The sequence below is a fragment of the Mycobacterium sp. genome, assembly GCF_035274705.1.
GTDB lineage: Bacteria > Actinomycetota > Actinomycetes > Mycobacteriales > Mycobacteriaceae > Mycobacterium.
In genome coordinates this window covers 1-26579 of sequence record NZ_DATENY010000032.1, presented here as the reverse complement: position 1 = coordinate 26579, position 26579 = coordinate 1, and the positions used below count along the sequence as shown (strand labels likewise).

23 protein-coding genes and 1 pseudogene are annotated in these 26579 nt (G+C 65.0%); 6 read left to right on the top strand and 18 right to left on the bottom strand.

Annotation, left to right across the window (positions count from 1 at the left end):
- Nucleotides 1-330: 330 nt before the first annotated feature.
- From VJV41_RS08375 to VJV41_RS08335, 9 genes are all read right to left on the bottom strand, one after another.
- Nucleotides 331-1767: a sugar transferase gene (locus VJV41_RS08375; RefSeq protein ID WP_325332865.1), complete on the bottom strand. Its 1437-nt coding sequence runs from the start codon at nt 1765-1767 to the stop codon at nt 331-333.
- A gap of 186 nt (nt 1768-1953) precedes the next feature.
- Nucleotides 1954-2499, bottom strand: a complete 546-nt coding sequence (locus VJV41_RS08370) for a YdcF family protein (RefSeq protein ID WP_325332835.1) — start codon at nt 2497-2499, stop codon at nt 1954-1956.
- Nucleotides 2500-2515: 16 nt separating this feature from the next.
- Nucleotides 2516-3400 (bottom strand): sialate O-acetylesterase, encoded by an 885-nt coding sequence (locus VJV41_RS08365; RefSeq protein ID WP_325332834.1) that lies wholly within the window; start codon nt 3398-3400, stop codon nt 2516-2518.
- Nucleotides 3387-4610 carry a lipase family protein gene (locus tag VJV41_RS08360; RefSeq protein ID WP_325332833.1) on the bottom strand — a complete coding sequence of 408 codons (1224 nt, stop codon included), beginning with the start codon at nt 4608-4610 and terminating at the stop codon, nt 3387-3389. The genes VJV41_RS08365 and VJV41_RS08360 overlap by 14 nt, the downstream gene beginning before the upstream one ends.
- Nucleotides 4610-5887 carry an acyltransferase gene (locus VJV41_RS08355; RefSeq protein WP_325332832.1) on the bottom strand — a complete coding sequence of 426 codons (1278 nt, stop codon included), beginning with the start codon at nt 5885-5887 and terminating at the stop codon, nt 4610-4612. The genes VJV41_RS08360 and VJV41_RS08355 overlap by 1 nt, the downstream gene beginning before the upstream one ends.
- Nucleotides 5884-7203 carry an alpha/beta fold hydrolase gene (locus VJV41_RS08350; RefSeq protein WP_325332831.1) on the bottom strand — a complete coding sequence of 440 codons (1320 nt, stop codon included), beginning with the start codon at nt 7201-7203 and terminating at the stop codon, nt 5884-5886. The genes VJV41_RS08355 and VJV41_RS08350 overlap by 4 nt, the downstream gene beginning before the upstream one ends.
- The gene (locus VJV41_RS08345; RefSeq protein ID WP_325332830.1) at nt 7200-7868 is read right to left on the bottom strand and encodes a YveK family protein; all 669 of its coding nucleotides are present in this window, start codon (nt 7866-7868) and stop codon (nt 7200-7202) included. The genes VJV41_RS08350 and VJV41_RS08345 overlap by 4 nt, the downstream gene beginning before the upstream one ends.
- Entirely contained in the window at nt 7865-9121 is a 1257-nt protein-coding gene (locus VJV41_RS08340) for a lipase family protein (RefSeq protein ID WP_325332829.1), read from the bottom strand. Before VJV41_RS08340 ends, VJV41_RS08345 begins: the two co-directional genes overlap by 4 nt.
- A gap of 2 nt (nt 9122-9123) precedes the next feature.
- Nucleotides 9124-10647: a polysaccharide biosynthesis tyrosine autokinase gene (locus tag VJV41_RS08335; protein WP_325332828.1), complete on the bottom strand. Its 1524-nt coding sequence runs from the start codon at nt 10645-10647 to the stop codon at nt 9124-9126.
- Between the two features lie 119 nt (nt 10648-10766).
- Here VJV41_RS08335 and VJV41_RS08330 point away from each other — a divergent pair, with 119 nt between their 5' ends.
- The gene (locus tag VJV41_RS08330) at nt 10767-12206 is read left to right on the top strand and encodes an O-antigen ligase family protein (RefSeq protein WP_414684911.1); all 1440 of its coding nucleotides are present in this window, start codon (nt 10767-10769) and stop codon (nt 12204-12206) included.
- A 151-nt stretch (nt 12207-12357) separates the two neighbouring features.
- Nucleotides 12358-13896 (top strand): cellulase family glycosylhydrolase, encoded by a 1539-nt coding sequence (locus VJV41_RS08325; protein ID WP_325332826.1) that lies wholly within the window; start codon nt 12358-12360, stop codon nt 13894-13896.
- Here the strand turns inward: VJV41_RS08325 and VJV41_RS08320 are convergent.
- The 8 genes from VJV41_RS08320 to VJV41_RS08285 are packed head-to-tail and all read right to left on the bottom strand — an operon-like array spanning nt 13889 to nt 21897.
- Nucleotides 13889-15037 (bottom strand): glycosyltransferase, encoded by a 1149-nt coding sequence (locus VJV41_RS08320; RefSeq protein ID WP_325332825.1) that lies wholly within the window; start codon nt 15035-15037, stop codon nt 13889-13891. The two genes, VJV41_RS08325 and VJV41_RS08320, sit on opposite strands and share 8 nt — an antisense overlap.
- Nucleotides 15034-16191, bottom strand: coding sequence for a hypothetical protein (locus tag VJV41_RS08315; protein ID WP_325332824.1), 1158 nt, complete (start codon nt 16189-16191; stop codon nt 15034-15036). The genes VJV41_RS08320 and VJV41_RS08315 overlap by 4 nt, the downstream gene beginning before the upstream one ends.
- Nucleotides 16184-17302 carry a glycosyltransferase gene (locus VJV41_RS08310; protein WP_325332823.1) on the bottom strand — a complete coding sequence of 373 codons (1119 nt, stop codon included), beginning with the start codon at nt 17300-17302 and terminating at the stop codon, nt 16184-16186. Before VJV41_RS08310 ends, VJV41_RS08315 begins: the two co-directional genes overlap by 8 nt.
- Nucleotides 17302-17979 (bottom strand): acyltransferase, encoded by a 678-nt coding sequence (locus VJV41_RS08305; RefSeq protein ID WP_325332822.1) that lies wholly within the window; start codon nt 17977-17979, stop codon nt 17302-17304. The genes VJV41_RS08310 and VJV41_RS08305 overlap by 1 nt, the downstream gene beginning before the upstream one ends.
- A gap of 31 nt (nt 17980-18010) precedes the next feature.
- Nucleotides 18011-19141, bottom strand: a complete 1131-nt coding sequence (locus tag VJV41_RS08300) for a glycosyltransferase (protein ID WP_325332821.1) — start codon at nt 19139-19141, stop codon at nt 18011-18013.
- 2 nt (nt 19142-19143) lie between these two features.
- Nucleotides 19144-19821: an acyltransferase gene (locus VJV41_RS08295; RefSeq protein WP_325332820.1), complete on the bottom strand. Its 678-nt coding sequence runs from the start codon at nt 19819-19821 to the stop codon at nt 19144-19146.
- Nucleotides 19818-20747 carry a GDP-mannose 4,6-dehydratase gene (locus tag VJV41_RS08290; RefSeq protein ID WP_325332819.1) on the bottom strand — a complete coding sequence of 310 codons (930 nt, stop codon included), beginning with the start codon at nt 20745-20747 and terminating at the stop codon, nt 19818-19820. The genes VJV41_RS08295 and VJV41_RS08290 overlap by 4 nt, the downstream gene beginning before the upstream one ends.
- A complete protein-coding gene (locus tag VJV41_RS08285; protein WP_325332818.1) occupies nt 20737-21897 on the bottom strand; it encodes a glycosyltransferase in 1161 nt (386 codons plus the stop codon). Before VJV41_RS08285 ends, VJV41_RS08290 begins: the two co-directional genes overlap by 11 nt.
- Before the next feature lie 556 nt (nt 21898-22453).
- Between VJV41_RS08285 and VJV41_RS08280 the strand changes: the two genes are divergently transcribed.
- Genes VJV41_RS08280 through VJV41_RS08265 form a run of 4 tightly spaced genes read left to right on the top strand, consistent with a single transcriptional unit; the run spans nt 22454 to nt 25732 of the window.
- Entirely contained in the window at nt 22454-23185 is a 732-nt protein-coding gene (locus VJV41_RS08280; RefSeq protein ID WP_325332817.1) for a class I SAM-dependent methyltransferase, read from the top strand.
- Between the two features lie 35 nt (nt 23186-23220).
- Entirely contained in the window at nt 23221-24849 is a 1629-nt protein-coding gene (locus tag VJV41_RS08275) for an acyl-CoA carboxylase subunit beta (RefSeq protein ID WP_325332816.1), read from the top strand.
- Nucleotides 24846-25097, top strand: coding sequence for an acyl-CoA carboxylase epsilon subunit (locus VJV41_RS08270; RefSeq protein ID WP_325332815.1), 252 nt, complete (start codon nt 24846-24848; stop codon nt 25095-25097). Before VJV41_RS08275 ends, VJV41_RS08270 begins: the two co-directional genes overlap by 4 nt.
- Nucleotides 25094-25732, top strand: coding sequence for a Maf family protein (locus tag VJV41_RS08265; protein ID WP_325332814.1), 639 nt, complete (start codon nt 25094-25096; stop codon nt 25730-25732). The genes VJV41_RS08270 and VJV41_RS08265 overlap by 4 nt, the downstream gene beginning before the upstream one ends.
- Here VJV41_RS08265 and VJV41_RS08260 read toward each other — a convergent pair.
- Nucleotides 25729-26579 (bottom strand): annotated as a pseudogene (locus VJV41_RS08260) (hypothetical protein); the annotation flags it as partial. The gene VJV41_RS08265 and the pseudogene VJV41_RS08260 sit on opposite strands and share 4 nt — an antisense overlap.

Sequence of the window (26579 nt, the reverse complement as noted above, 5' to 3'; positions counted from 1 at the left end):
TTTTGCCGGCCGCGATCTCGAACATGTCCGGGCGGGTGGTCAATCCGAGCCTTTAGACGTTGCTGGATGTCTTTGCCGCCTTTCATTTGCATTCGCAATATGGATATTGATATTGATTTCGCGCTCGAGGCTCACGCCGGCAAGGATGCTTTGCGCCCGCGCAGCCGATGCCGCGACGGGCGCTTTTCCGGCTGGCTCGACCGGCGTTCAACCGATGCTGTGAGCGGGCCCGCTTACCAGCGCCCACGATGTGGTTGCCAGGGCATTTGACGGCTAACCCGCAGGGCCGACGTACGACACGGCTACGGTTCGAGAACGCGTGACGCCGGCTCAGTAAGCGCCAGAGCCGCCAGCCACAATGCGTATGGTCTTGGCCGCAATAAGAAGGTCGTTGGTGATGGACCAGTTCTCCACGTAAGACAGATCGAGGCGAACCGAGTCCTCCCAGGACAGGTCGGACCGTCCACTGACTTGCCAGAGGCCCGTGATGCCTGGCAGCACCAGCAACCGCCGACGCACCTGGTCGTTGTACGTGTCGACCTCGCGGCGCAGCGGCGGTCGCGGGCCAACGACGCTCATATCGCGGCGCAGCACGTTGATGAACTGCGGCAGTTCGTCGATGCTGTAGCGGCGCAATATCCGGCCCACAGTGGTGACCCGCGGATCCTCCCGGATCTTGAAGAGGACGCCGCCCACGCTCTCGTTGATGTGGATCAGACTGTCGACCTGCTTGTCCGCGCCGTCGACCATGGTGCGGAACTTGATCATCTGGAATGGCCGGCCGTCCAGCCCGATCCGCTCCGAGCGGTAGAACACCGGGCCCCGGCTGGTCAACTTGATGGCGATGGCAGCGCCCAGCATCACCGGCAACGCTCCGAGCAGCACGGTGACCGACACGAAGATGTCGAAGGCGCGCTTCTGTAGTTTCTTGGTGCCGCTGTACTGCGGCTTCTCGACGTGAATCAGTGGGAGGCCGGCGACAGGGCGCATGGTCAGGCGAGGACCGGCGACGTCGACGACGCCCGGCGACACGACCAGGTCCACGCCGAGTTTGTCCAGGTCCCAGGACAATTCGCGGACCCCTTCTGGGCCGAGGTGGTCGGTGGTCGTCAGCGCGACTGTGTCGGCGTTGGTCTTCAGGATGGCGTCGTGCACCTTGCCCTCGTCACCGAGGACGGGAAGCGTGCCTACACCGGGAACCTCAAGCGTGCCCCCGTCGCTGCGACCGGTCAGGCAAACGCCCACCACCGAGTAGCCGTACAACCATCCGCGCTGTAGCGATTGGACCAGGCTGCGCACCGCCCGCGGATCGCCCACGGCCAGCACCGACATCACGCATTTTCCGCGACGGCGCTGGCGGGCGAGAATCCGCCGGCACAGGCTACGGCTCAGGAGCAAACCCAGCAATCCGAGCGGAAGGGCCACCGCGAGATAGCCACGAGCGTATTCCGGCCGGAAGATCATCAGCACGACGGCGATTACACCGACGGTTGCCAGGGTGGCCGAAAAGACTCGGCGGTATTCCTCGACGCCCGCGCCGACGATTCGGGGAGATCGGGTGCGATAGGCGGCGAGCAGGCCCAGCCAAATGGCGGCCACGTAGACCGAGAGCACCGAATAATACGAGAACACCGAGTAATAGGCCCACGCGGCTTCCGGTGCCTGGTCAGGCTTGCCGAGACGGATGACCTGGGCGCCGGCGAGGGCAAGTGTGACGACCGCCACATCGGTGACGACGAGGACCCATTTATACCGCCTCTGCCACACCGTAGCGGTAGCGGATCCGACCGCGGTTAGACGGGGGTTGGCGGGTGCAAAAACCTCTTCTGCCACCGACACGGTTCGCACTACCTCCTATTTGCTGGCAGCTACCGAATAATCGCTGATCCCCGACTGTCGGTACACTATCTCATTGTTTGCCCGTCTACGCCACACATTCTTCAAACTGCCAGGTCAGGGACAAGTCCCCTGTAGAACGGCCTTCGCGAAGCCGGCAAACTGGTAGAAGTACATGAACTCCCATTGCAGGAACGAGTACGGATACTGGCGCGGCATCGCGCGCAATACAGTCGTACCGCGCTGATCGGAATAGCACTGCCGGAAAACCAGCCGCGCGCGTGGAATGTGATAGCGCCACGTGAGGACGATGATCTTCTTCCACGACCGCTGCTCGGCCAGCCGCCGCACCATCTGGGCCTCCCCGCGAGTGGTGAGCGACGGAGGTTTCCCGCAGATCACCTCGACGTCGGCAGCGGGACGACAGACCCGATCCATCACGTCGTCGCCGGGCAGATACGGATTGGACAACACGACCGTGTGCGCCCAGCCCTCGCGGGCGAGTTGTATCGCGTAGTCCTCGCGACCGTCGTGTTCACCGGCGAGGACGACGATCGCGTCGGCATGCGCCAACTCGTCCTCCTTCGCATTGGTGAACAGCATGATCCCCGCGAGGCCGACATCGACGAGCAGAATCACGAACACCGCGGCGATCGCCTCCACGACGACACGGTCAAGGTCAAGCCGACGCATAACCCGCCAGGCGGTCGGCGCACATCTTGCTGTAAGACGTCCACATCCGGCGGCCCAGCTCACGCTGTCCCGCTGCGTTGTAGTGGCGGTCTTCGCCGCCGTTGATGCACCCGACCGGACCGTCAATGAACGCGGCGCGGGGCCGGCGGCTCGGAGTGTCGATGTGCACGGCGTTGATCGCCGAATAGTCCTTATGGGACTGTTCCATCTCCTCGGGCACCATCTGCCCAAGGAGGAACGGGAGATCCTGGCCGTAGCGGGCACGGATGTCGTCGATGAGCCGGTCGAGCTTCTTCTGATACACCGACGCGGCCATCAGCGGTACGTCCGATTCGCCTTGATGCCACAGCGCGACCGCGACGGTGCTGCCGGGATACGCGGCGATGGCCGCGTCGATCGCCGATATCGCACGGTGGTACAGATTCGTCCTCGTGGTGGTGTTGTCGACGTCCCAGGTGTAGCCGTTTTTCGGCGAGAAGGCAGTGTCGCCTCGCGCGCCGGGGATCAGCAGCACCGCCCGTCCTGTCTCGTCGGCCAGATGGTTGGCGAACGTCACACCGAAGCCGACACCCTTGCCGGGCACCTCATGAAACAACGGATCGACGCCGGCGACCGCGGTGCCCTTCGACGGCCCGGACATTGCCCACTGGTGTACGAGCGGATGCGGTCGATCCAGCCCCGTCGGGTCGAGGCCAACACCCATGCCATACGCGTTCGACTGCCCGAGGAGCGCCACGATCAAGTACGGCTGTTCGGGACGCTGCACGGCAATGCCGGGCTTGGCGATCCTGCGCTTCACCACGCATTTGGCCTGAACCAGGAGCTGCAGCCACAGCGCGTAATCCCCGTCGGGATTCCTACGGGCACTCATTGGCCACCGGCTTTCCCGCGAATCTGTCTGCCATCCAAGCGAATTGGGATGCGATGTCGACATCGCCATGCCCTTTGTCGGGTTGCAGCTGCCACACCACCGTTCCGCCCAGCGCACATGCGCGCGCGATGGCATCGGTGGTCCACTGGGCGTCGATATATGTGTCCTGACCGCCATAGGCCACTGACAGCGGCGCCGAAAGTCGCTGCTGCGGAAGTGCCCACGCCTTGAGCAGGTCGCGCAGGCGGTTCGCGGCAGCGGGTGTCACCGGCCCAAGATCACCCGGCTGCACGGCGTCGATGGCCGCCTTACGATCACCGACTTTGGGGCCCGCGCAGGCCGACAGCACGTCCCAATACTTGGCGGCGCCGCCACGCCGGTAGTCGTCCCTGTTCAAGTCTTTGTGCAAACGCGCCAGCGACTCGATGATCGCCTGAAACGCCGCCTCTTGATCGTCGGTCAAAGTGCGGGCCTGTGACTTGTCGACCATTCCCGATATGTCGACCGCGGGCGAATATGCCAAGGCGCCAACGAGATTGAGCTCGGGCGCGTAGGTGGCGGCCTGCTCGTCGGCCGCCCATGACGCGCCACCGCCCTGCGATCCGCCGACCGCGGCCCATCGGTTCGACACGTTCTTGAAGGTGTGGCGCAGCGCCCGCACAGAGTCGATCATGTTCAGCCCCGCCGTTTTGGCATCGGTGTAGGGGTGCACCCCGGCTGCCCCAAGCCCCTGATAATCGGCGAGCGCGACCGCGTATCCCATCTTCGCGAATCCAGCGACAGCGGTGGAGAATCCGAGCAGCGAGTCGGACCCTGACGGTGCGCAGGGCTCATTGATGCCGGTCGTGCCGTGGCCGAGTGCGACTACCGGCCAGCCGCCGTCCGGCGGCGTCCCAAGTGGCGTGAACACCGATCCCGACACAACTGTTTCCAGTCCGGTGTCCCCGGACGTCGAGCGGTAGACGACGCGGGCGGCCTGCACGAGCTTGCCGTCGCCGGTACGGGTGAACGACGGCATCGTCATCGCGCTCACCAATGTCCCAGGGCCCGAACCGGACAGGTCGGCCGTCTGGATCGGGACCGGGTCGCCCTCGGCGCCGTGCCTGGTGTTCTCCAGCAAGCGCACGCCCAACTTCCAGATCAACGGCAACGAAGCGAGCACCAGCACGACCGCGGCGGCGGCGCTGATCCACAGCACCGCTCGGCGCATCACGCCCACCTAGCTCGATACCGCTTCGCCCAATTCATGGCCGGTTGCTCGACGAGATAGTAGGTCACGGCCGAGACCAAAAGTGTCACGGTGAGTACCACGACGACATTCCTAAACATTCCGGGAACAGAGTCGCCGGCCATCAAGCCCCAGCGGCCCAACAACAGCATCAGGGGGAAGTGCCAGAGATATGCCGACAATGAGACCTTACCGATGAATCGAAGTGGCGCGCTGTCGAGATGACGCGCGATCGCCGAGTCTTCGCCGCGCGCCAGCGGCGCGACGATGACGAGGATCATCAAGCCGCACACCAAGGCGATGCCGCTCGTCACGAACTGGCTGGCACTGGCGAGCAGCCACAGGAACAGAGCGGTCCCCGGGATGATCGCGAGCACGCTGTACAACCGCACCCGGCGGCTGACCCGCTCCGACATCGTGAACTGCTCCATGGCGACGATCACGACCGCCGCGAGCATTCCCATTGCGAAGGTGTCCGCGTTGGTCAGGAAGGTCTTGGTGAACACAGCGATCCAGTTGGGACCCCAGTCGAGCAACACCCGGTCGGTGATGCCAGACCGATGCACCATCATCGGGACGAGCGAGCGCCCGATGAACGCCATCGTGATCAAGAGGACCGGGGCGAGCAAGGCCAGCATGAGTGGCCGCGTCGACGTCCGCTTCCGCAGCGCGAACAGCAACGCCCCGAGCAGCGGGACGGAAACATAGAACGCGTATTCCAGGGTCAGTGACCATGACGGGTTCAGGCCGGTCTGGAAGTACTCCGGGATGTAGGACTGCACCAGCGTCAGGTTGGCGAGCAACTGCCACGGATCGGTGATCATCCCGGTGCCGTCTTCGGTCCCCAATGGCTGCAGCGACGGATTCTGGACGTAGACGATTTGGAAGACGAAGTTGCAAATCAAGAAGATCGCCAGATAGCCGGGCAGGATCCGCGCGACACGATGCATCGCGAAGTTGGCGGCGCTCGGCGCGTTGGCAGTACCGCGTTCCTCAGTCAATTTCCTGACATAGGGCAGGAACAGAAGGAACCCGCTGAGCACATAAAAGAAGATCAGAGACAGGCCGACCAGATTGGTCTTCCACGTCGCGGAGGTGTGCGGCGAGTAGTGCCCGGTGACATGCATGATCGCGACACCCATGCACGACAGTCCACGCGCTCCGTCGAGCCCGATGATTCGCGCCTTCGTACGGGTGACAGCGGGCGATGGCGGTGCCGGCGGAATCGACGGCGGTATCGCGGTGAACTCGGCCGTCATTCGCCTCCTCCAGTCTCTCCGGTGTCACTCTCGCTGTAATTCGATTCACCGGCAGGTGCGACGGGCTGCTCGATCGCCTGCCGGGCCGACGTGAAGGATTCGCAGCTGTTGGCCGCCGGCACGCCGGCGAAACGGTCGTTGATCCAGCCGAACGAGTAGGTCACGTCGATGTCGCTGTGCCCCTTGTCGGGCTGGAACTGAATGTCGATCACGTCGCCCATCCCGCAGGCCGCTTCAAGGGCCTGGTCGGTCCAATTGCCCGGCGTCAGCGTGTCCATACCGCCGTAGATCACGAGCATCGGCGCGGTGGCCGGACGCTGCGGCAGGCCGCGCTTCTGCAGATATGCGCGCAGTGTGTCGACCGCCTGTGGGTTGGCGGGCCGCAGATCGTCGGGGCTGATGTCGTCGATCACCTTGGCCCGGTCTGCGATGGCCGGTCCCTCACATGAGGTCAACGAGTTCCATCGCTGCTCGACGACGCCGCGCCGATAGTCGTCGAGGTGAAAGTCCGGATGCTCGTTGGCAAGTGACGACAGGATCAACGGCAGCGCGGCCTGCTGTTCCTTGGTCAGGGTGCCGGATGCGGCACCCTCGGCAAAGCCGCTGATGTTCGTGGCCGGTGACAGGCTGACGGTGCCGAGCAGCTTCAGCCCGCCCGCGTCGTAGCTGCCGGCGAGTTCGTTGGCCGCCCAGGCGGCTTGGCCGCCTTGAGACACCCCGACTGCAAGCCAGCGGTCAGACGAGTCAGGGACAAGCCGGCGCACCGCGCGCACCGCGTCGATGACGTTGTAGCCGACGGTGGTGGAGTCCAGATAGGGGTGGCGGTCCTTGTCGAGCCCGAGCCCCTGGTAATCAGGCACCACGATGATGTAGCCGGCCTTGGTCAATGCCGCGATCGGTTCTGAGGCGCCAAGGAGATTCGGCGACAGCGACGGCGCGCAGTCGGAGGTGATGCCGGTCGTCGGGTGCGCATACACGACGACGGGCCAGCCGCCGTCGGGCGCTTTGCCCTTGGGGACGAACACCGTCCCGGTGACCTGTGTGCGGTTGTTGGTGATGCCCGATGTCGACGTGTACTGGATGTGCGCGGCCAGCGACGTCACGGATTTCAGCCTGCGGTCGATCGTGGGCAGTGTGCTCGCCGATGCGAGCGCACCGGGTACTTCCCCATTGCCGGAGGTGTCAGGTTTCAGGTCGATGCCCGACGTCGCAGCAGGTTCAGGCGCTGCGGGCTTCGCATCGCTACACCCAACGATGCTGAAACAGGCCGCCAACACCACGCAGGCAACAGACACCATTGATGGGGGCCGGATCATCTGTTCCTTTCCGCAGTCGCCTCGCCGACAACGCGGTCGACCTGCCCCCTGCCGAGGAGTCTATCCTCCAGCAACCCTCGAGCGCTTATCAGTACGATACTCAACGCGAAGCCTAGCAGCGTCGCGGTCAGGATGTTCTTCCACATCGAACCCTGCCGCTGAGCTGGGCTAGCGTCGTCTACCAGCACCAATTCGGTGTGCACCGTATCAACCGACGCCATTTCACGCGACAGCGAGATCATGTTCGCCGCGACAGAACTGGCAACCTCCTGTGTGCGCTGCGCGTCGGTGCCGGTGACGACCACGTCGAATAACGCCGAATTGGTGGGTGGCACGATGATGTGCGCGGCCAGCTCTTCAGCCGTTTCGGGAAGACCCAGCTGCTCGATCGTCCGCGACGTGACCTGCGAGCTGCGCGCCAGCTGTTGAAATGTGGCCGCCCGCGGCTCCGCGGTCAGCTCCCCGTAGTACGCGTCGAGCGTGGTGGCGCTGCCGGGCGTCACCACGAAGAGCTTGGCGGTCGACACGTACACCGGTGAGGCGATTCGCCACTGGAAAAACCCCACGCCCGCCGAGACCAGCGTCGCGCACAGGATCACCACCCAGCCATCACGCAGGATGGTCAGATAGTCCCGGATGCGAGGAGCACCCGACGGCGGCCTCATGTGGCACCCACGCAGACATTGCCGAGGCGCTGCCCGTCGAAGCGGGCGAACATCCATGCGATCGCACTCTGGATGATCTGATCGTTGGTGACTTCGGTATCCCCGGCGCGCTTGTTGACCTCGATGCGGTCGCCTTTCGCGCATGCGCTCGCCAAGGCCTGCTGGATGCCCAACGCGGGCGTCGAGGTGTCCGCCGTCCCGAAGACGACGAACACCGGTGCCGATCCCGGCGTGGGGTAGCGGGCCGGCAACGCCGCATCGGCCAGACGCTGTCGGGCATCCGCCACCGCGGCGGGGCTTTGTGGCCGTACGTCTTCGGGTTTGAGTTGAGTCAGTGCCTGCTGCGCCTGCTGGGGATCCTTTGGCGCGCAGTCAGTTAGGACATTCCACTGCTGGCGGGCCGAAGCCGATCGCTGTGCGTCCAGGTCGAAGCGGGGGTCGGCGTTTTCCAGACTCTGCAGAACCTGGATGTACATCTGAATCTGCTGTGGTCCCGCGAATTGTCCGCTTGTAGCCGTGTCGACCATCGGGGACAGATCGGCGTATGGGGCGAGGGCCACCGAGCCGACGAGATCCATTCCGCCACCGTAGATTCCGGCCCGTTCCGCCGCAGCCCACGCCGCTAGGCCGCCTTCGCCGATGCCGAACGCCGCCCACCGCGTGCTCGCCGACGGCAGTACCCGTCGCGCCGCCCGCGCCGCGTCAATCACGTTGTTGCCCAACGTCGCTGCGTCGACGATGGAATGCCGGCCGCCGCCGGGAGTGCCCAGTCCCTGATAGTCGGGCAGTGCCACCACGAAGCCGCGGCCCACCAGCGTGGCCGTGGTCTGTGAGTAACCCCACAGTCCCTCCGCCATCGACGGGGCGCACTTGGGCGTCACGCCGATCAGCGAATGGGCGAATGAGAGGATCGGCCAGCCGCCCTTGGGGGGCATGCCTGGCGGCACCGCCACCACGCCGGACACCTCGGTTGCCGCGCCGTCGACACCGGACGTTGACCGGTACACCACCTTGACCGCCGTGGCATTGGCGCCCTCGATGTTGGCGTCGGTATAGGGCTCGACGCTCACCAGTGAGCCTGGTCCGTCGTTGGTCATGTCCGGGGGCGGCAGGGTGGGCGCGCCGACGAAGCCGGGCGTGAGTTCGTCGCGCGGCGGCCGGTCGTAGGTGAGAGACGGCGCCACTCCGTCATCGGAGCAGCCAGCCAGCACCGCCATCACCGCGAGGAGCGCTGCGATGGCCCGTGTTCGCACGATCAGCCGGCCCCGTGCCTGCGCGCCGACCGTGGTGAGCCTGTAGAGCCGACCAGGCCGCTCTGGTTGATCGTTGTCGTATCGGCGTCGCCGTCGGCCGCTGGGCTCACGTTGCGCGCCGACCGATCACCGCCCGACGCGGCTGTCGCCCCTTCCTTGCGGTCGCGACGCAGCCGGCGTTGGCTGCCGGGTTCGAACGTGACGACGGTGCCGATCACCCCGACGTTGGCAGCCTGCAGCGACTGCACGGCGCGGCGCAGCGCCGATGTGGTCGTCTTGCGGATCCTCGCCAGTAGAAGCGCCCCGTCTGACAACGCCCCGACGACGGCAGCATCGTTGTACGCATCCAGCGGCGGGGTGTCGATCACGACGTAGTCGTATCCGTTGGCAAGTTCGTCGAGCAATTTCTCCGCACGCTGGCTGGCCCACAGTTCACCCGGACGCGCGGCAGCCGGCCCGGCGGGAAGCAACGCGATCGTGTGGTGGCCGACCGAGACGTCAGAGATGACGGCCTCGATGAGGCTGTTCTCCCCCACCAGCACTGTGCTCAATCCGCGGGAGTTGGCGCCGTCGCGCATCGGGCCGTTGAGGGGAAGTCGGTCGGCCAACTCGGGATTGCGCAGATCGCCGTCGACCAGGATGACGGAGCGACCCGATTCAGCCAGGGCCGCGGCCAGGTCGATGGCCGTCGTGGTCCGGCCCTCCTGCCGGCGGGGACTGGCCACAGCAATCACCCTTGGCGCGTCATCACCGTTTGCCGGTACGACGAAGCGCAAATTGGTCCGCAGCTCGCGGAGCCGCTCTGCATACAAGTCGTCAGATGCCAGGTCGGCGACGTCAACCTTTTCGCGGGACGGGTCGAGCGGCAGTGCGCCGATAACCAACGAACCGCTGGATTTCTCGACCGGTTCCCGGCCACGTACCCGCTTGTCCAGGACACCGGCCAGGATCGCGACGATGATCCCGACGGCCAAACCACCGGCCGCGCCGAGACCGATGCGGAGCAGCATGCCCAAGCCGAGCGGCGACGTCGGGAACGCGGCCTCGTCGACCACGACGGCGCCGGCCGCCGGGGTGCCGCCGCGCCGCGACGTTTCGAGTTCACTGACCAGCCCGACGAGCTGATCGGCGACGGCGTTGGCATAAGTCTGGGCCTGCGTCGGATCGGGGTCGGTCACGCTGACATTCAGCAGGACCGTTTGCGGAACGGGCGCGGCGGAGATCTTGGAACGCAGCTCCTCCGATGAGATCGGCGCCTTTAACTGGTCAACCGCCCGCGCCGCGACCTGTTCGCTGGCGGCAAGGCCGGCATACGAGACCACGCGCTCTTGGGAGAACAGGTTGTTCTGGTACGCCTCGGTGACCGTCGTCCCGTTCTGCGTGGCGACGAACAGGGTGGCCGTGGACTGATACTCGCGGTCGGTGAACTGCCAGGTCCCCCAGCCGATGGCCGCGCCAACTGCTGTAAGGATCACGATCACCCACCAGTACCTGGCGAATATGCGCAGGTATTCTTTGATCTCCAACGTCGTCCCCTCGAATTGGGCGTCCTAACGGTTGTCAGGCTAGCGCTCCCGACCCCAGCGACCGCTTTTTAACACGGTCCGGCCAGCCGGGATTGAGCTTAGCTGGTCGAGCTGAGAGCATGGTCTCCGTGAACACCCGCTGGGATCAGCTCCGCAATCATATGGTATCCGCCGGGATCGTTGCTGTGATAGCTGCAACGGTGTGGCTGGCAATGTCCTTCGGCAAGCTGTCGATGCTCGGTGTTGTCGGCCTTGTGGGGTTAATTGTGGCCGTTTATGTGGGCGTACGACATCCGCTGTGGCTGTTCTGGGCCTTGGCCGCCGTGATGGCGGTACTTCAATACGGCCGCATTCCCGGTGCCCACTTACCGCTTTATCTACCGTTGGCGTTCGGGTGCCTGCTTGCATCGATCCTTCACCCCCGGTTCGCTCGTTCTCCACATCCGCTCGAGCTGGCCGTTTTGGCGTTGATCATCACTTCCGGCCTATCGGTTGTCGCGAACTACCAGTCACTCGCCGATGTGTCGATTTTCGTTCGGTGGCTTATCGCGATGTCGATGATATTTCCGCTGCTTCAGCTTTCGCAGCAGCACCTGGCTACCTTCGGGCGCATATTCGTATGCGGCGCGGCGCTCAACGGGATCTTCGGCTTCTATCTCATCGCATTCGATCAAAACCACGCGTCTTTCCGATATCTACGCGCATTCGGATACCTCGAGCAATATACGGTGGGTTTTTACGCATATACGAACGAAGGTGCGTCGCGAACGCAGCGCTTGGGCGGCACGTGGGTGGAGCCAAACGGCGCCGGACTCAACTTGATGGTCGCCCTGGCACTCTGCATTCTGCTGTTTGCAGGCTGGCGCCGGGTGGTCCTCACGACAGTGATCACGGCCGCTTTGGCGCTGACTCTCAGTCGGCAGAGCATTGGGACATTCGTCGTTGGCATCGTCCTCGTGCTGATTTTCCACACGATGCGGTCGCGCGACCGCATCGCGACGATCGCCAGCCTGGGGCTCATCGCCGGTTTGTGCTTCCTGATCTCGCCGGTCCGCCGACGAATCTTGTCATCGTTCCGTAGCGATGACGCCGGTTCCACATCACGCCTGGACGCCTTGCACAACTTCCCCGGTCAGATGTCGGGGAACTGGCTGTTCGGGCACGGCTGGGGCAGGCGCGAATTCCTCGATCCCTCATACTCGTACACGCTGAACCTCGTGTCGAACGCGCCGTTGATTACCGTCTATCGCGGGGGAATCATCACCGGTCTCGCATTTCTCGCCGTTATGATCGTCGGCTGCGTAATGGCATACCGCGCGATAATTTCGAACTCGTTACCCTGGGCCCTCTACGGCGGCGTGTTCATCGCGTTCTGTTTTGTCGGAATGCAACTCGACCATGGGACCGCGGACATTGCGCAGATCGTGCTCCTGTATTCGATCATGCTGGCGTTTCTTGTCTATATTGACCGCGAACGCAGGGAAGCGCTGCGACGCAAGTCAACTCAGACAGATGCCGTCTCAACGCCGCAGGAGGCGCCCAGGGTGGGCGTGCCATAAATTGACATTTGCGTAAGCGATTCGTCGGCAACCACGGATTCGTTGCGACACACCACAACTCATGCTGAAGAAAAGGTGCTTGCTACGGCACACTAAAGGCACACTCGCGTCATAACGGCGCTTCCTGTCGCAAAAAAGCTGGAGGTAACCCGTGCGCTCAGGCAGGAGCCGCCGGCTTCGTCGGGTCAGCACAATTGCCGCTGCGATTGTCACCGGAGTTGTTTGCGCTCTTGCCGTCGCCGTGGTGCTTCCCCCGGATTCGCCACGGCGCGTTATCGTCGCCGAGAGCGCGAACATCAACCCGTTGCCCACCACAATTGGGTTTGCCGACTCAGATATTTACGGTATGACACCGGCTGACGTCGACCACACATTGCAAATAATGGGCTCGACCAATGTAAAGACGGTCCGCCTGATGATTCCCTGGGCTGGTGTCGAGCCGTTTCAGGGGCAGCTGAACTGGTCGACGGTCGACAAGACCATCAACGCGGCGGCGGCCAAGGGGATGTCCGTGATCGGCTTCATCAACTCCACACCGGGGTGGGCCGTCGCGCCCGGTGCTCAGCCGATCAGCGGCAGACCCGCGTCGCCTGCGGCCTATGGGGATTTCGCCGCGAAGGTGGCGACTCGATACAAGGGCAAGGTGTCGGCGTACGAGATCTGGAACGAGCCCAATTCGGCCTACTTCTACTCGCCGCAGCCGGATCCGGCCGGCTACACCGATCTGCTCAAGGCGGCGTACCCGAAGATCAAGGCGGTCGATTCAACCGCCACGGTCATCGCCGGTGTGCTCGGAGCGGTCATCGACTGGGGCACCTTCGCCATGGACCCGGTCAAGTTCGTGAACCAGATGTACACCGCGGGTGCCAAGAACTACTTCGACGCGTTGTCGTTTCACCCGTACCACTACTACTTGAAGTTCTCCGACGGTGTTCCCCAAGCGAATTCGCCTGTGAACCAACTCATGCAGATGCGGCAGGCGATGATCTCCAACGGCGACTCCGGCAAGAAGATCTGGAACACCGAGTACGGCCAACCGACCTCGATCAGCGATCCCGCCGCTCAGTCCGCGTTTCTGACGGACATGTACACCAAGTGGCAGGAGATGCCTTACACCGGTCCGTTGATGTTTTACACCACCCGTGACCGCAACACCGCGAGCACCACCGCCGACGACACGTTCGGCGTCTTCCGGTCCGACTGGACACCCAAGCCCGCTCAGCAGGCCCTGCAAGCCGCCATTGCGGCGGGTGTGCCCAAGTCGGCTGAGTTCCAGCGCTTTTCGAAGATCACCGATCCGGTCCACGGCAGCGTGCTGAGCCCGGTGTTCAAGGCGACCCCGACGATGTGGGCTCAGATCCGGACCGTGAACACCCTATTCGAGGCACCCAACGGGATCTTCTCCTCGCCCAAGCCGGTCGCCGATTTCGCGGTGGCCCGCAATGCGACACCCAACGCCTCCTTCGCCAACGGCTGGCAGGATTTCAACGGCGCCAACGGCTTTCGGGTGTGGTGGTCGCAGGCCACCGGCGTGCACTGGGCCAGCTTCGGCTTCGCCCAGGCGTGGGTGCCGCAGCTGGGCCTGGCCACCAGCGATGAGATCTACGTCAACGGTGGTAGCCAAGTGAACTTCCAGCACGGCTACATGACGTGGATGCCGTGGGTGGGCTTCAAAGTCACCCTCACGTAGCGTCGGCGGCCACATCCTCGGCGCGCAGCAGGGCCTCTACCGCTCGGTGCGGAAGGCGCTGCTCCCACCGGTCCGTGTTGATGTCGAACAGCAGATTGCCGGCCTTGACCGCGGCGTCGCGGTCGGTCAGCAGGCGGCGGCATTCCGCGATGAACGCGGCGTCGTCGTCGACAGGGGTCAGGTTGAATATCGGACCGAGAGATCCGATCGCCGGCGTGGTGGCCACCACCGGAAGGCCGATCCTGATCGCGTCGAGCAGTTTGACGCGCACTCCCCCGCCGGTCTTGATCGGGGCGACCATCGCCCGGCAGCTGCCCAGAAATGCGTGCAGGTCGTCGACGAACCCGAGATCGCGAACGCCTTCGGGATAGTCGGGATCGGCCGCACCCGGCTTCTTCGCGCCGACGATGCATAACTCTGCGTCCGGAATACCGGCCGCGATCGCGGGCCACAGCTTCAGCGCATGCAGGAACGCTTCCTGATTCGGTGGCCAGTCGCGGGTGCCCATGAAGACCAGCCGCCGAGGCGTCGCAGACACGTCGACCTGATCGCCGGGCGGCATGGTGATATCGAGGAAGCGCACGCCCCGCACGCCCCTGCCCCGGTAGAACGTCGCCTCCTCGGCGTCATACGTCCCGACGGCGTCCGCCGCGAGCGCCACCCGCAGTTCGTCGCGCAGCAGCCGCGGTTCCTCGACCCGGCCGAGAACGCCCCTGGTGGCGCGCCATACCAACGACTCGGTCACGTTGGTGTTCACGACGAGCTTTCGTGTACCGAAATGCCCACTGCGCAAGAATGATTCGGCCATATAGCTGTGTTCGGCGACGAACACGTCGGCGTCGGACTCCTCGATCGCCTCGACCAGGTCGTCGGTGTCGAAACGAACGTGCACCAGGCTGCGGCGGGTTCGCAGCGAGGTGGTCAGCAGTCTGCGTGGCTGGATCTCCGATTTGCGCACCCGGCGCAACGGCAGCCCGCCTGGCACGAGATCAGCTGTCGTCGTGCCGGATTCGCGCGACAGGCATATGGCGGACACCTCGAAGGAATCGGCGGCCAACTGCATCAGCATCCGCGCCAGCGCGATGTCACCGGTGTGTTCGAAGACGGGGTCCTTGGAGAGCAGAAAGCTGGCTCTGGTCACTTTTTCCTCTGCCAATACAGCGCGTAGGTGAAGACGAGCAGCAGCACGGCGTCGGTGACCGTGGACGAGATCGCCGCACCGACGGCGCCCAAGAAGGACAGCACCGCGAGCAGCCCGAGCTTGAACGGCACAAGCGAGATGGCGGCCGTCAACCGCATCACATCGCGTCGCTGCGTATACAGGACGACCTGGAACACCGACACCACGATGCGCAGCGTCGCGAATCCGGACATCACCATCATCGCGACGGCCAGTTCGGTGGGCGCAGGCGAGATCAGCAGACCGACGCCGATCAGGAATATCAGTGTGCCGCCGATCGCCGCGATGCCCAACGTGTTTCGCAGCGGCGGGGCCGCCGACAGGTCACCGTTGGCCTCGCGCAGCGGCTCGTGATAGGTCATGCCGAAGGACTGACCCGCGGCCGCGACCGCGGCGGCCGCCACCCACGTCAATGTGTAATAGCCGACGGTGGTGCTGTTGGTCAGGGCGCCGAGCAGCAGCACGTCGCCCTGCAGATACGCGGCGGTGCCCAGCATTTCGCCGGTGAGCGCGGCCATCAGCCGCGGCGGCCCTGGCAGCCCCGGCCGATGCCGGCCCGCGGCGAACGCGGCCAACACGATGATCACCGCGTAGGGCGTGCAGTAGGCCAGGCTGGCGCCGAGCAAGGTCGGCGCCGGCGCGAGGTACAGGTATGCGGTGCCCATCCCGATGCCGGTGAACTGCCTGGCGGTGTCCATTCGATACACCCGGTCGGGATGGCCGTCGCGGGCCGATCGGCTCTTGACGACGTTGAGCGCGATCTCACCGCCGGCGACGATCAGACCGAAGCCGGCGAAATAGACCTCCCCGACAAGGCCGACGCCGATGGCGATCAAGGTGACGGCGACGAGGAAACGCGTCACCCGCTCGCGCAGGAAGCGCTCCTCCGACTCGCGGATGGCGCGCACCGAGAACGAATTGTCAAGCGACGGGCCGACGATCGCGTTCAGTGCGACGGCCATGCCGTACTGGCCGTAGTCGTCGACACCCAACTTGTGGATCATCACCAGCGTCCACAGCAGGCCCAGCCCGCGGCCGCCGTAGATCCACGCCAGCGCCAGAAGCGTCTTGGCGATGTTGCGCGGTGCCGCTTCGGGCGCGGAGACCTCAGACACCGTGCCGCGCCAGCAGTTGCGACCACGCCGCGGCGAACGCCTCAGCCGTGCGTGCACCCGAGCGGGCCTGACGGGTCTTCTCGGAGTACTCACCGAGCTCGGTCAGCCGGGCGCGATTGTTGAGAAGCGAGGTAGCTGCGACCGTCAAATCCCTTGCGATCGCCTGTGGTTTGGCCGGGTTGGTAGGCACCACGATCGCTCCGGCCTTGTCGTCGAGCTCGGCCAGTGAGCCATAGTCCGTACAGATCAGCGGCGTCCGATACGCGGTGGCGTGCGCCACCACACCCGATGCCGGGTACGTCTCGTCGTACCAGTGCCGCTTGCCGTACGGCACCAGCACCGCCTGGATCGACTCGAAAAACGCGTCCTCGTCGGGTCCATCGACCTGGCCGACGACCTCGATACCGGGCACGCGTGGCAGCGATTCGGTCCCCCGCCCCGCCACCCGGATCGCGATGTCGTCGGGTAGCTGTTCGCGGATGCGTGACACCAGCTCGAAGCCCTTGCCGCGATAGACATGTCCGAAGAATCCGACTGCTCTTGGGCGATTCTGGACAGGCTCGATGGCCGGCCTGTCGCGGACGATGTGTGGCACATGAATAGCACGAGAACGCGGGTAGCGCCGCTCGATGGAACGTCGCCCGGTTTCGGTGAGCGCGAACAACGTTCGGCGCCCATTGACCGCGCCCTCAACAGCGGCGGACACTGGACGCAACGGATAGTGGATGCCGTGGAATATCAGCCTGCTCCTGGCGAGGCTCTTGATACCCGCCGGCCACCAAACTCCTTGTGGCGGATCGTGATGCGTCGCTGTGACCGGGATGCCCCGCAGGCCGGCGATCGCCCAGAATGCGCCTGTCTCACCGGCGGCCAGCTCGGCGTGAACCAGCACCCGGCCGGGCCGCTGGGCTACGGCGTCGGCGACCATCCGGCGATAGCGCTTGATGTCGGCCACCGAGTCCGCGAGCGGGCCGCCTGTGCGCACCTCGACGATCTCACCGACGTGCGGCCGGATCGCCTTGCCGAAATCCACGCTGTAGTCCCCCACCGCTGTGCGGCCCTCCGCCGGTCTGACATAGACCAAGCGGTACTCGTTTAACTCGGGGGACATCAGTAGAACAGCGGCCGGTACTTCGCGCTGTATTGGAGAGCGTCGGGATTGCGCTTGGAGATCACCTTGGCCGGATTCCCCCCGACCACCTCGCATTCACCGACATCCTTGACCACCAAGGCCTGTGCGGCGACGACCGCGCCGCGGCGGATCAACGACGGCAGCACCATCGCCCGGCTGGCGATCCACACGTAATCCTCGATCACCGTCGGGATCGGCACCGGCAAGAAATCCGGATGGTTGATGTCATGACCGCCGCCGAGGACGTGCACATCGCTCGCCAAGGTCACGTTGTCGCCGATCCACAGACCCGCCCGCGCGTCAAGCAGACAACGCAGCCCGACCGTGGTGCCGTTGCCAATCGTCAGGAACTCGATATCCAGAACCGTGGTGCCCCGCATGATCGCCGAATGCTTGCCGATCGTGGCACCCATCAACCGCAGAAACCCCTGACGGATGGTGTGCGACGGGATATGGGTGATGAACATGTTGAAGATCAACTCGCCAAGACGATTGCGCGCCTTGCGCCCAAATCCCATGCCCTGCATCTTGAAATCCACCACCCGGCCATCCGGACCGAGCACCCACTCGGGCGGCGGCGGCATCTTCAGACCCGGCGCGGCAGCACGTTTACGGGCGACGTCCTCGGGATCCGCGGTCTGGGGTTCTACACTCACGAACTTTGCTCCTGTCGTAATCCCCGAACAATCATCCTTGCGCTCCCCGCGTCAGCATCTCCGACCACGCCTCGGCATAGGCCGCCGCCGTCCGCGGCGCCGAGCGCTCTTGCCGGGTGCGATCGGCATTGGCGCCGAGCTTGGCGAGCCGCTCCTCATCGTTGACCAGCGAGGCAATGGCGTCCGAGAACCCTGGCGGGATCGCGCGGACGTCGTCGCCCTCGTTCATCGGCACGACGACCGCCCCGGTCTCCTCGCCGAATTCGGCGAGCGAGCCGTAGCCGGTACACACAATCGGTGTGCGGTAAGCCAGCGCGTGCGCGGCCACCGACGACGCCGGATAGGTCTCGGCGTAGAAGTGTCGTTTGCCGTACGGGATGACTATGGTCCGCACCGACTCGAAGAAGGCGTCCTCGTCGGGTCCGTCGACGGGGCCGACGATCTCGACGCCATCCGCGCGGGGCAGCGACTCGGTCCCTCGGCCTGCACAGCGGATGATGATGTCGTCCGGAAGTTCGCGGCGGATACGGGCGATCTGATCGAAGCCCTTACCGCGGTAGACGTGGCCGAAGAAGCCGATGGCCTTGGGCCGGTTCTCTGCGGGCTTGATCGCCGCCCGATCACACACCAGGTACGGCACGTACACCGTGGTGGTGTTCGGATAGGTCACGTCGATCGAATGGCGCCCGATCTTGCTGAGCGCGAAGATCATTCGATGCCCGTTGACAGCTCCTTCCAGAGCTCGCGACACCGGGCGCAGCGGATAGTGCAGGCCGTGCATGATCAGCCGGTGCTGGGCGACGAACTTGGTACGCGCCGGCCACCAGATGCCCTGCGGCGGGTCGTGCACGGTGGCCGTGACGGGCACCCCGCGCAGGCCGACCGTCGACCAGAACGGCACCAGCCCACCCGCGGCGAGTTCGGCGTGCACCAGCACCCGCCCCGGCGGCCCCTGGGCAACCAGTTCCTTGACGGCCTTGCGATGGCGCCACAGGTCGCGAACGCTGTCACCGCCGGGTCCGAGCGTGCGGTGCTCGACGAGCTCGCCAACGTAAGGCCGCAGCGCGTCGATCAGATTTTCCGCGTAGTCGCCGACCGCCGTCTGATGCAGGGCGGGGCCGACGAACACCAGCCGATAGTCGGAAAGCGTTGTCGTCGTCATCATCACCAGAACAGCGGGCGGAAGCGGCCGGTGTAGCGCAGCGCGTCGGGATTGCGCTTGGAGATCACCTTGGCCGGATTCCCGCCGACCACCTCGCATTCACCGACATCCTTGATCACCAAGGCCTGTGCCCCCACGACCGCGCCGCGGCGGATCAGCGATGGCAGCACCATCGCGCGGCTGGCGATCCACACGTAATCCTCGATGACCGTCGGGATCGGCACCGGCAAGAAATCCGGATGGTTGATGTCATGTCCGCCGCCGAGGATGTGCACATCGGCGGCGATGATGACATTGTCGCCGATCCACAGACCCGCCCGCGCGTCGAGCAGGCAACGGGATCCGACCGTGGTGCCGTTGCCGACGGTGAGGAACTCGATATCCAGAATCGTCGTGGCCCGCATGATCGCCGAATGCTTGCCGATGGTGGCACCCATCAACCGCAGATACCCCTGACGGATGGTGTGCGACGGGATATGGGTGATGAACATGTTGAAGATCAATTCACCAAGACGATTGCGCGCCTTACGCGCAACGCCCATGCCCTGCATCTTGAAATCGACCACACGCCCATCCGGACCGAGCACCCACTCCGGTTCCGGCGGCATCTTCAAACCCGGCGCAGCAGCACGTTTACGGGCGACGTCTTCGGGATCCGCTGTCTGGGGTTCGACGCTCACGGACTTTGCTCCTGTCGTAGATCCGAAACAACCATAGCCCCCACGATGTCGGGGAAGCGTGTGGTGGGCCGCCAGTCGAGGATCGCGGCGGCTTTGCCCGCGTCGCCGACCATGGCGGGGCGATCGGCGGGCCGGTGCAGTGCCGAATCGCTGCGCACGCGGTCCTGCCAATCGGTGATGCCGGCCGCCGCGAACGCCTCGGCGACGAAATCGCCGATCGAATGGGTCTCGCCCGTCGCTACCACGAAGTCGTCACCCTTGCCGTGCACGGCCATCCGGTACATGGCGTCGACGTAGTCAGGTGCCCAGCCCCAGTCGCGCTTGATGGTCATGTCGCCGAGCACTAGCCGGTCCTGACGGCCGGCGGCGATGGCGGCTACCGCCTTGGTGATCTTGCGGGTGACGAACCGCTCGGGCCGCATCGGCGACTCGTGGTTGTACAGGATGGCGTTGGACGCTTCGAGCCCTTTGGCCCGGTAGACCTGACACATCATGTGCCCGAACGCTTTTGCCGCGCCGTATGGCGAAATCGGCTGCAGCGCAGTGGCTTCGGTCTGCAGCGAGTCCTCGGAGCCGGCGAAGATCTCGCAACTGGACGCGTTGACCACGGTGATCTTTCGGCCGGTGCGGTCCTGCGTGCGCAGGCATCCGTCGAGCAGGGCCGCGGTCGACAAGGCGGTCACTCGAGTGGTCGCCGTCGGGTCGTCCCACGATGCGGCGACCGAGGAGATCGCGGCAAGGTGGAAGACAACGTCGGGTTCGGTCTCGTCGATGACCCGCGCAATGGATTCGTGGTCCAGCAGGTCGGCCCTGCGCACACCGCGTACCGCGTACCCCTTGTCCGACAACAGCGCAGACAGGTAGTTACCGTCCTGACCGGTCACCCCCGTGATCAGCGCAACGCCGCCGGGTCGGTCAGTCGACATCAACCGCCGCCAGCTGGTCCACCGCGGCGTGCAGCCGTTCGGTGAAGACTTCCTCGGTGAATTGCTCGACGTGGCTGCGGATCTTGTCCGCGTCGAACGACGTGGCCTCGAAGCGGTCCAGCGCCTCTGCGATCGCACGGGGTTCAGGCTCGTCGAAATACATACCGGTGACGCCCTCGTCGATGGTGTCGAGAAACCCGCCGAAGCGCAGCGCGACGCTCGGGCGGCCCCACACTCCTGCCTCGATCGGGGTCAGCCCGTAATCCTCGTAGCTGGCCGCCAGCAGCGCGCGGCAGTTCTTGTACAGCCAGGCCATCTGGCCGTCCGTCAGATCGGACAGCATCATCACGTTCGGCGTCTTCATCGCGCGCAGCCGCTCGGCGTCGGGCCCCTTGCCGACGACCACCAACCGTCGATCGGTGCCGGCGAAAGCGCGGACGAGGACGTCGACGTTCTTGTACGGCAGCAGCCGCGACACCACAAGGTAGAAGCCGCCGTCGGCATCCTTTTCCGTCGGAAACCAGCTCTGCAGATCAGGGATCGGTTCGGTCTCAAACGACCGCGACATGGCGACCGGCGCGAACATGACCTCCGAGTCGATACCATACGTGTCGGCGATCCGGCCCTTGATCAACGTCGAGATCGCGAGGTACTTGTCCGCGGCCAGCGCCTGGCGACGGTCCCACGCCTTGAGGTATCGCCCGCTCAGTTTCAGCCCGGCACGCTTGATGAACCCTGCTTCTTCGCCCAGGTACTTATCGGACAGATACAGCCAGCGTGCCGGCGAATAGCAGTAGATGAGCTTGCGGCCGTTGGTGCGGAATCCGTGCGCCCAGCCGCTGGTGCTGGTCAGCACGATGTCCGCGTCGATGTGCACCGAGCGCGCGATCAACGGAAACAACGGCAAGCCCGCGCGATGGTATTTGCGCAACAGGCCTATCTTGTTGGCCCACGGTGTCCGGACGTCGCACTCGGCAAACTCCGGATACGTCGTAGCCGGGTCGTAGAGCATGGTGTAGATCGGAGCGTCGGGAAAAGCCTTCTTCATCGACAGCACGATCTTTTCCGCACCGCCGAGCTGGGTGAGGTAGTCGTGCGCGATCGCAACTCGAGGCCCGTCAACGCCATCATATTTGCGGTTCGCGTGCACGGTGATAATCCCCTTGAAAGGCTTCGCTGGTCTATTTGCGGACATATGAACGGGATGGCTTTTCACACCCGCAGCCATATATAGAACCGCAAACTTGTCTCGGTCACAAGCTACCGCAGAACTTTGGTACCCGCGCCGGGACGGTTTGCTCGTCGGCGCCGCCGCAGGCTGGGCATCCTTGCGCGACGTCGGTCAACGGTCGGGGCGGGCGATCACGAGTCCGGTTGGGAATGCGGCACTGCCGTTGCCCCACCGCCCGCGATACGCGCCTGCACCATGATTGACGTGCGCGTAGATGACGACTTGATATGCATTTAGCTGGCTGGCATCACATTGCACACCACAATGACGCGCCGAGCAGCAAATGAAAATTCGTCGCGAACCTGCCTGGTCGCGCTCTCAGATACCGGGTTTTTCGGCGTCCGCGCGCGCCGCCGATGTGACTCGCATCGCCCCGTCACCGACCAGCGTGCGGCCCCGTTCGCGATGTATAGTGTGACGTCCCGGCAAACAACTTATCGAAAGTGGGCAGATGGCGAACGACACCGTCGGTTCAGTGACCACAATCAGGGGCCGGGTTAACTACACGGACATGACGTCGCTGTGGCAGGGCTACGAGGATCAGGTTCTGGATCTGGCGCGGCGCAACAACGTCAAGACGGTCGCCGAACTCGGTGGCGGCGCGAACCCGTTCGTCGGCGACCTCGAGAAGTGGGGCTTCGCCGAGCACCGCATCGTCGTCGACATTTCGGCCAATGAACTGTCGAAGGCCACGGGCGATGTCGAGACACGCGTGGCCGACCTGTGCCGGCCGATCAACGACGGCCTTGGCTCCTACGACCTCGTGTTCTCCAAGATGTTGTGCGAACACTTGCCGAATCCCCGTGTGTTCCACGAGAACTGCTTCAAACTGCTGCGGCCGGGCGGCCTGTCGGTGCATTACTTCCCGACGATGTTCACCTTCCCGTTCATGGTGAACAAGCTCATCCCCGAGGACCTGGCCCGCAAGCTCCTCGATAAGGTGCAGCCTGGGCGGATCAACTCGGAGAATCTGGAGAAGTTCCCGGCGTACTACCGCTGGACCAACGGCCCGACCCGGCGCGCGAAGCGGCGATTCGAGCGCATCGGATTCCAGGTCGAGGAATACCACGCCACGTTCGGGCACCACTACTACCACTACATCAAGCCGCTTGACGCCGTCGAACGCGCGAAGAGCAACTTCCTCCTCAAGCACCCGATGCCGTCGCTGACGAGCTTCGCCGTAGTGGTGCTGCGCAAGCCTGCCTGAGAGAACACTCTAAGGAGTCGATAAGATCGACGACCATGACGAGCGTTACCGAGCCGGCTTCCGAGCACGAGATCGATATCCACACCACCGCGGGCAAGCTCGCCGATCTGCGTAAGCGGACCGAGAAGACCCTGCACCCGGTCGGTGAGGCAGCGGTCGAGAAGGTCCACGCCAAGGGCAAGCTGACCGCCCGCGAGCGCATCCTGGCGCTGCTGGACGAGGACTCGTTCGTCGAACTCGACGCGCTGGCCCGGCACCGCAGCACGAACTTCGGCCTGGCCGACAAACGCCCGCTCGGCGACGGGGTGGTGACCGGCTACGGCACCATCGACGGCCGCGAGGTCTGCATCTTCTCCCAGGACGCCACCGTGTTCGGCGGCAGCCTCGGCGAGGTCTACGGCGAGAAGATCGTCAAGGTCCAGGACCTGGCGCTGAAGACCGGCCGTCCGCTCATCGGCATCAACGACGGCGCCGGCGCGCGCATCCAGGAGGGCGTCGTCTCGCTCGGCCTTTACAGCAAGATCTTCCACAACAACATCAAGGCCTCGGGCGTGATCCCGCAGATCTCGCTGATCATGGGTGCTGCGGCCGGCGGCCACGTCTACTCCCCCGCACTGACCGACTTCGTCATCATGGTCGACCAGACCAGCCAGATGTTCATCACCGGCCCGGACGTGATCAAGACCGTCACCGGCGAGGACGTCACGATGGAGGAACTCGGCGGCGCTCACACCCACATGGCCAAATCGGGCACGGCGCACTACGTTGCCTCCGGCGAGCAGGATGCGTTCGACTACGTCCGCGACCTGCTGAGCTACCTGCCCTCAAACAACTTCAGCGACCCGCCACGGTATCCAGCGCCACCGCATCCCGGCGCAATCGAGGAGAACCTGACCGACGAGGACATCGACCTCGACACGCTGATCCCCGATTCGCCGAACCAGCCATACGACATGCACGAGGTGATCACCCGCATCCTCGACGACGACGAGTTCCTCGAGGTGCAGGCCGGCTACGCCACCAACATCCTCGTCGGCTTCGGCCGCGTCGAGGGACGTCCAGTCGGCATCGTCGCCAATCAGCCGACGCAGTTCGCGGGCTGCCTGGACATCAACGCCTCGGAGAAGGCAGCCAGGTTCATCCGCACCTGCGACTGCTTCAACATCCCTATCGTGCTGCTGGTCGACGTTCCTGGCTTCCTGCCGGGCACCGACCAGGAGTACAACGGCATCATCCGCCGCGGCGCCAAGCTGCTCTACGCCTACGGTGAGGCGACCGTCGCCAAGGTCACCGTGATCACCCGCAAGTCCTACGGCGGCGCGTACTGCGTGATGGGGTCAAAGGACATGGGCGCCGACGTCGTCGTGGCGTGGCCGACAGCCCAGATCGCCGTGATGGGCGCCTCGGGCGCGGTCGGGTTCGTATACCGCCCTGAGCTCAAGGAGGCGGCGAAGAAGGGCGAGGACGTCGACGCGCTGCGGCTGCAGTTGCAGGAGGACTACGAGGACACTCTGGTGAACCCGTATATCGCCGCGGAGCGCGGTTATGTCGATGCGGTCATCCCGCCGTCGCACACCCGCGGTTACGTGGCCACGGCGCTGCGGCTACTGGAACGCAAGATCGCACAGGTGCCGCCGAAGAAGCACGGGAACATTCCACTATGAGCGACGAGAACGCGGTTGCGGCCCCCGATCCGCACGCGCACGACGCACATATCAATATCGTCAAGGGCGAGCCGACCGAAGACGAACTCGCGGCGCTGCTCGCGGTGCTCGCCGCGGCGGCTGGCACCCCGGAGGAGCCGCGCGAGGCCGAGCAGAACCTGTGGGGACACCCGGTGGATCGGCTGCGCTACACGACGTTCAGCTGGCAGCGGGTGACGCTGCTGGAACGGACGCACATGCGGAAATGACCCGGGTGGTGCTCGCGTCGGCCTCGCCGGGCCGCCGCAAAGTCTTGCGCCAGGCCGGAATCGATCCGCTTGTCAGCGTCTCTGGGGTAGACGAGGACGCCGTCATCGCGCGGCTGGATCCCGAGGCGACCCCGGGGGACGTGACCACTGCGCTGGCCGCGGCCAAGGCCGATGCCGTCGCGCATGCGCTGGACCCAGATGTCGCCGCGGATTGCGTTGTTATCGGCTGTGATTCGATGCTGTACCGCGACGGCGTACTACTGGGCAAGCCGGCGTCGGCGGACGCGGCCCGCGATGGCTGGCGGCAGATGGCCGGCAAATCCGGCCAGCTCTACACCGGCCACTGCCTAATTCGCTTGCGCGACAACGTGATCACCTACCGTGCGGCCGACGCAACCTGTACCACAGTGAGGTTCGGCACCCCATCTGCGGCCGACCTGGACGCGTACGTCGAGCACGGGGAGCCGCTGGCCGTGGCCGGCGGATTCACGCTCGACGGCCTCGGCGGCTGGTTCATCGACGGAGTCGAGGGCGACCCGTCATCGGTGATCGGCATCGGCCTGCCGCTGACCCGGCGTCTACTGCAGCACGCGGGTCTGTCGATTTCTCAACTGTGGCAGGCCAATCCGGTCTAACCGCTGCCGCCCCCCGAACCGCCATCGCTGCCATTGGAGGAGCCGCTGTCACTTCCGGTTCCAGTGCCACCGGTGCCGTTGGTGCCGTTCGGACCGCCCAGCTGCCCGACGCCTCCACGACCGCCGTTGCCGCCGTGACCGGCTCCTGTGGTGGCCGTTGCATCGCCACCATTGCCGCCGTTACCACCCGGCGAATTGAAGCTCAGGGGCAGCGAGTCGCCGCCCTTGCCGCCGTGACCGCCGTTCGCAGTGCCGGTGCCTGTGGTGGCGTTGCCGCCGTGACCGCCCGATCCACTTATCGCGCTCCAGCCGCCGGCGCCACCGTCGCCGCCGTTACCAGCGGTCGCATTGCCGGTGGTGGTTGTGGCGGTGCCTCCGTTGCCGCCGTTGCCGCCGAAGCCGTCCCAGCCGGTACTGCCGCCGTTGCCGCCGTCGCCGCCGGTGGCGTCACCCTTGACGGTGGTTGCGTTGCCGCCGTTTCCGCCGTGGCCGGTGAATCCGTCCCAAAGGCTGCTTCCACCGTCACCGCCCGCACCGGCTGCGGCGTTACCGTTCGTGGTTTGAGCGTCGCCGCCGGCGCCGCCTTGGGCGACATTGCCCTCGACTCCGATGAACCCACCCTTACCGCCGTCGCCACCAGTGGCGTTGCCGTCCGCGCTCGTCGCTGTGCCGCCGGCCCCGCCGGTCCCCGCGTCGCCGAGCAGCTTGCCCCCGTCGCCGCCCTTGCCGCCCACGCCGCCCACGGCGTCGCCAGGGGCGTCGGCGTTACCGCCCGCTCCGCCGGCCCCGCCGTTGCCGAGCCACAGGCTGCTGCCGCCGTTGCCACCGGCGGCGCCGTGCGCCGTGC

Coding starts and splice junctions, on each gene's coding strand:
- VJV41_RS08310 (WP_325332823.1), bottom strand. CDS start 17,302: ATGTCCCCCGAGTTAAACGAGTACCGCTTGGTCTATGTCAGACCGGCG.
- VJV41_RS08365 (WP_325332834.1), bottom strand. CDS start 3,400: ATGAGTGCCCGTAGGAATCCCGACGGGGATTACGCGCTGTGGCTGCAG.
- VJV41_RS08275 (WP_325332816.1), top strand. CDS start 23,221: ATGACGAGCGTTACCGAGCCGGCTTCCGAGCACGAGATCGATATCCAC.
- VJV41_RS08330 (WP_414684911.1), top strand. CDS start 10,767: ATGGTCTCCGTGAACACCCGCTGGGATCAGCTCCGCAATCATATGGTA.
- VJV41_RS08360 (WP_325332833.1), bottom strand. CDS start 4,610: ATGCGCCGAGCGGTGCTGTGGATCAGCGCCGCCGCCGCGGTCGTGCTG.
- VJV41_RS08300 (WP_325332821.1), bottom strand. CDS start 19,141: ATGACGACGACAACGCTTTCCGACTATCGGCTGGTGTTCGTCGGCCCC.
- VJV41_RS08355 (WP_325332832.1), bottom strand. CDS start 5,887: ATGACGGCCGAGTTCACCGCGATACCGCCGTCGATTCCGCCGGCACCG.
- VJV41_RS08265 (WP_325332814.1), top strand. CDS start 25,094: ATGACCCGGGTGGTGCTCGCGTCGGCCTCGCCGGGCCGCCGCAAAGTC.
- VJV41_RS08270 (WP_325332815.1), top strand. CDS start 24,846: ATGAGCGACGAGAACGCGGTTGCGGCCCCCGATCCGCACGCGCACGAC.
- VJV41_RS08345 (WP_325332830.1), bottom strand. CDS start 7,868: ATGAGGCCGCCGTCGGGTGCTCCTCGCATCCGGGACTATCTGACCATC.
- VJV41_RS08290 (WP_325332819.1), bottom strand. CDS start 20,747: ATGTCGACTGACCGACCCGGCGGCGTTGCGCTGATCACGGGGGTGACC.
- VJV41_RS08350 (WP_325332831.1), bottom strand. CDS start 7,203: ATGATCCGGCCCCCATCAATGGTGTCTGTTGCCTGCGTGGTGTTGGCG.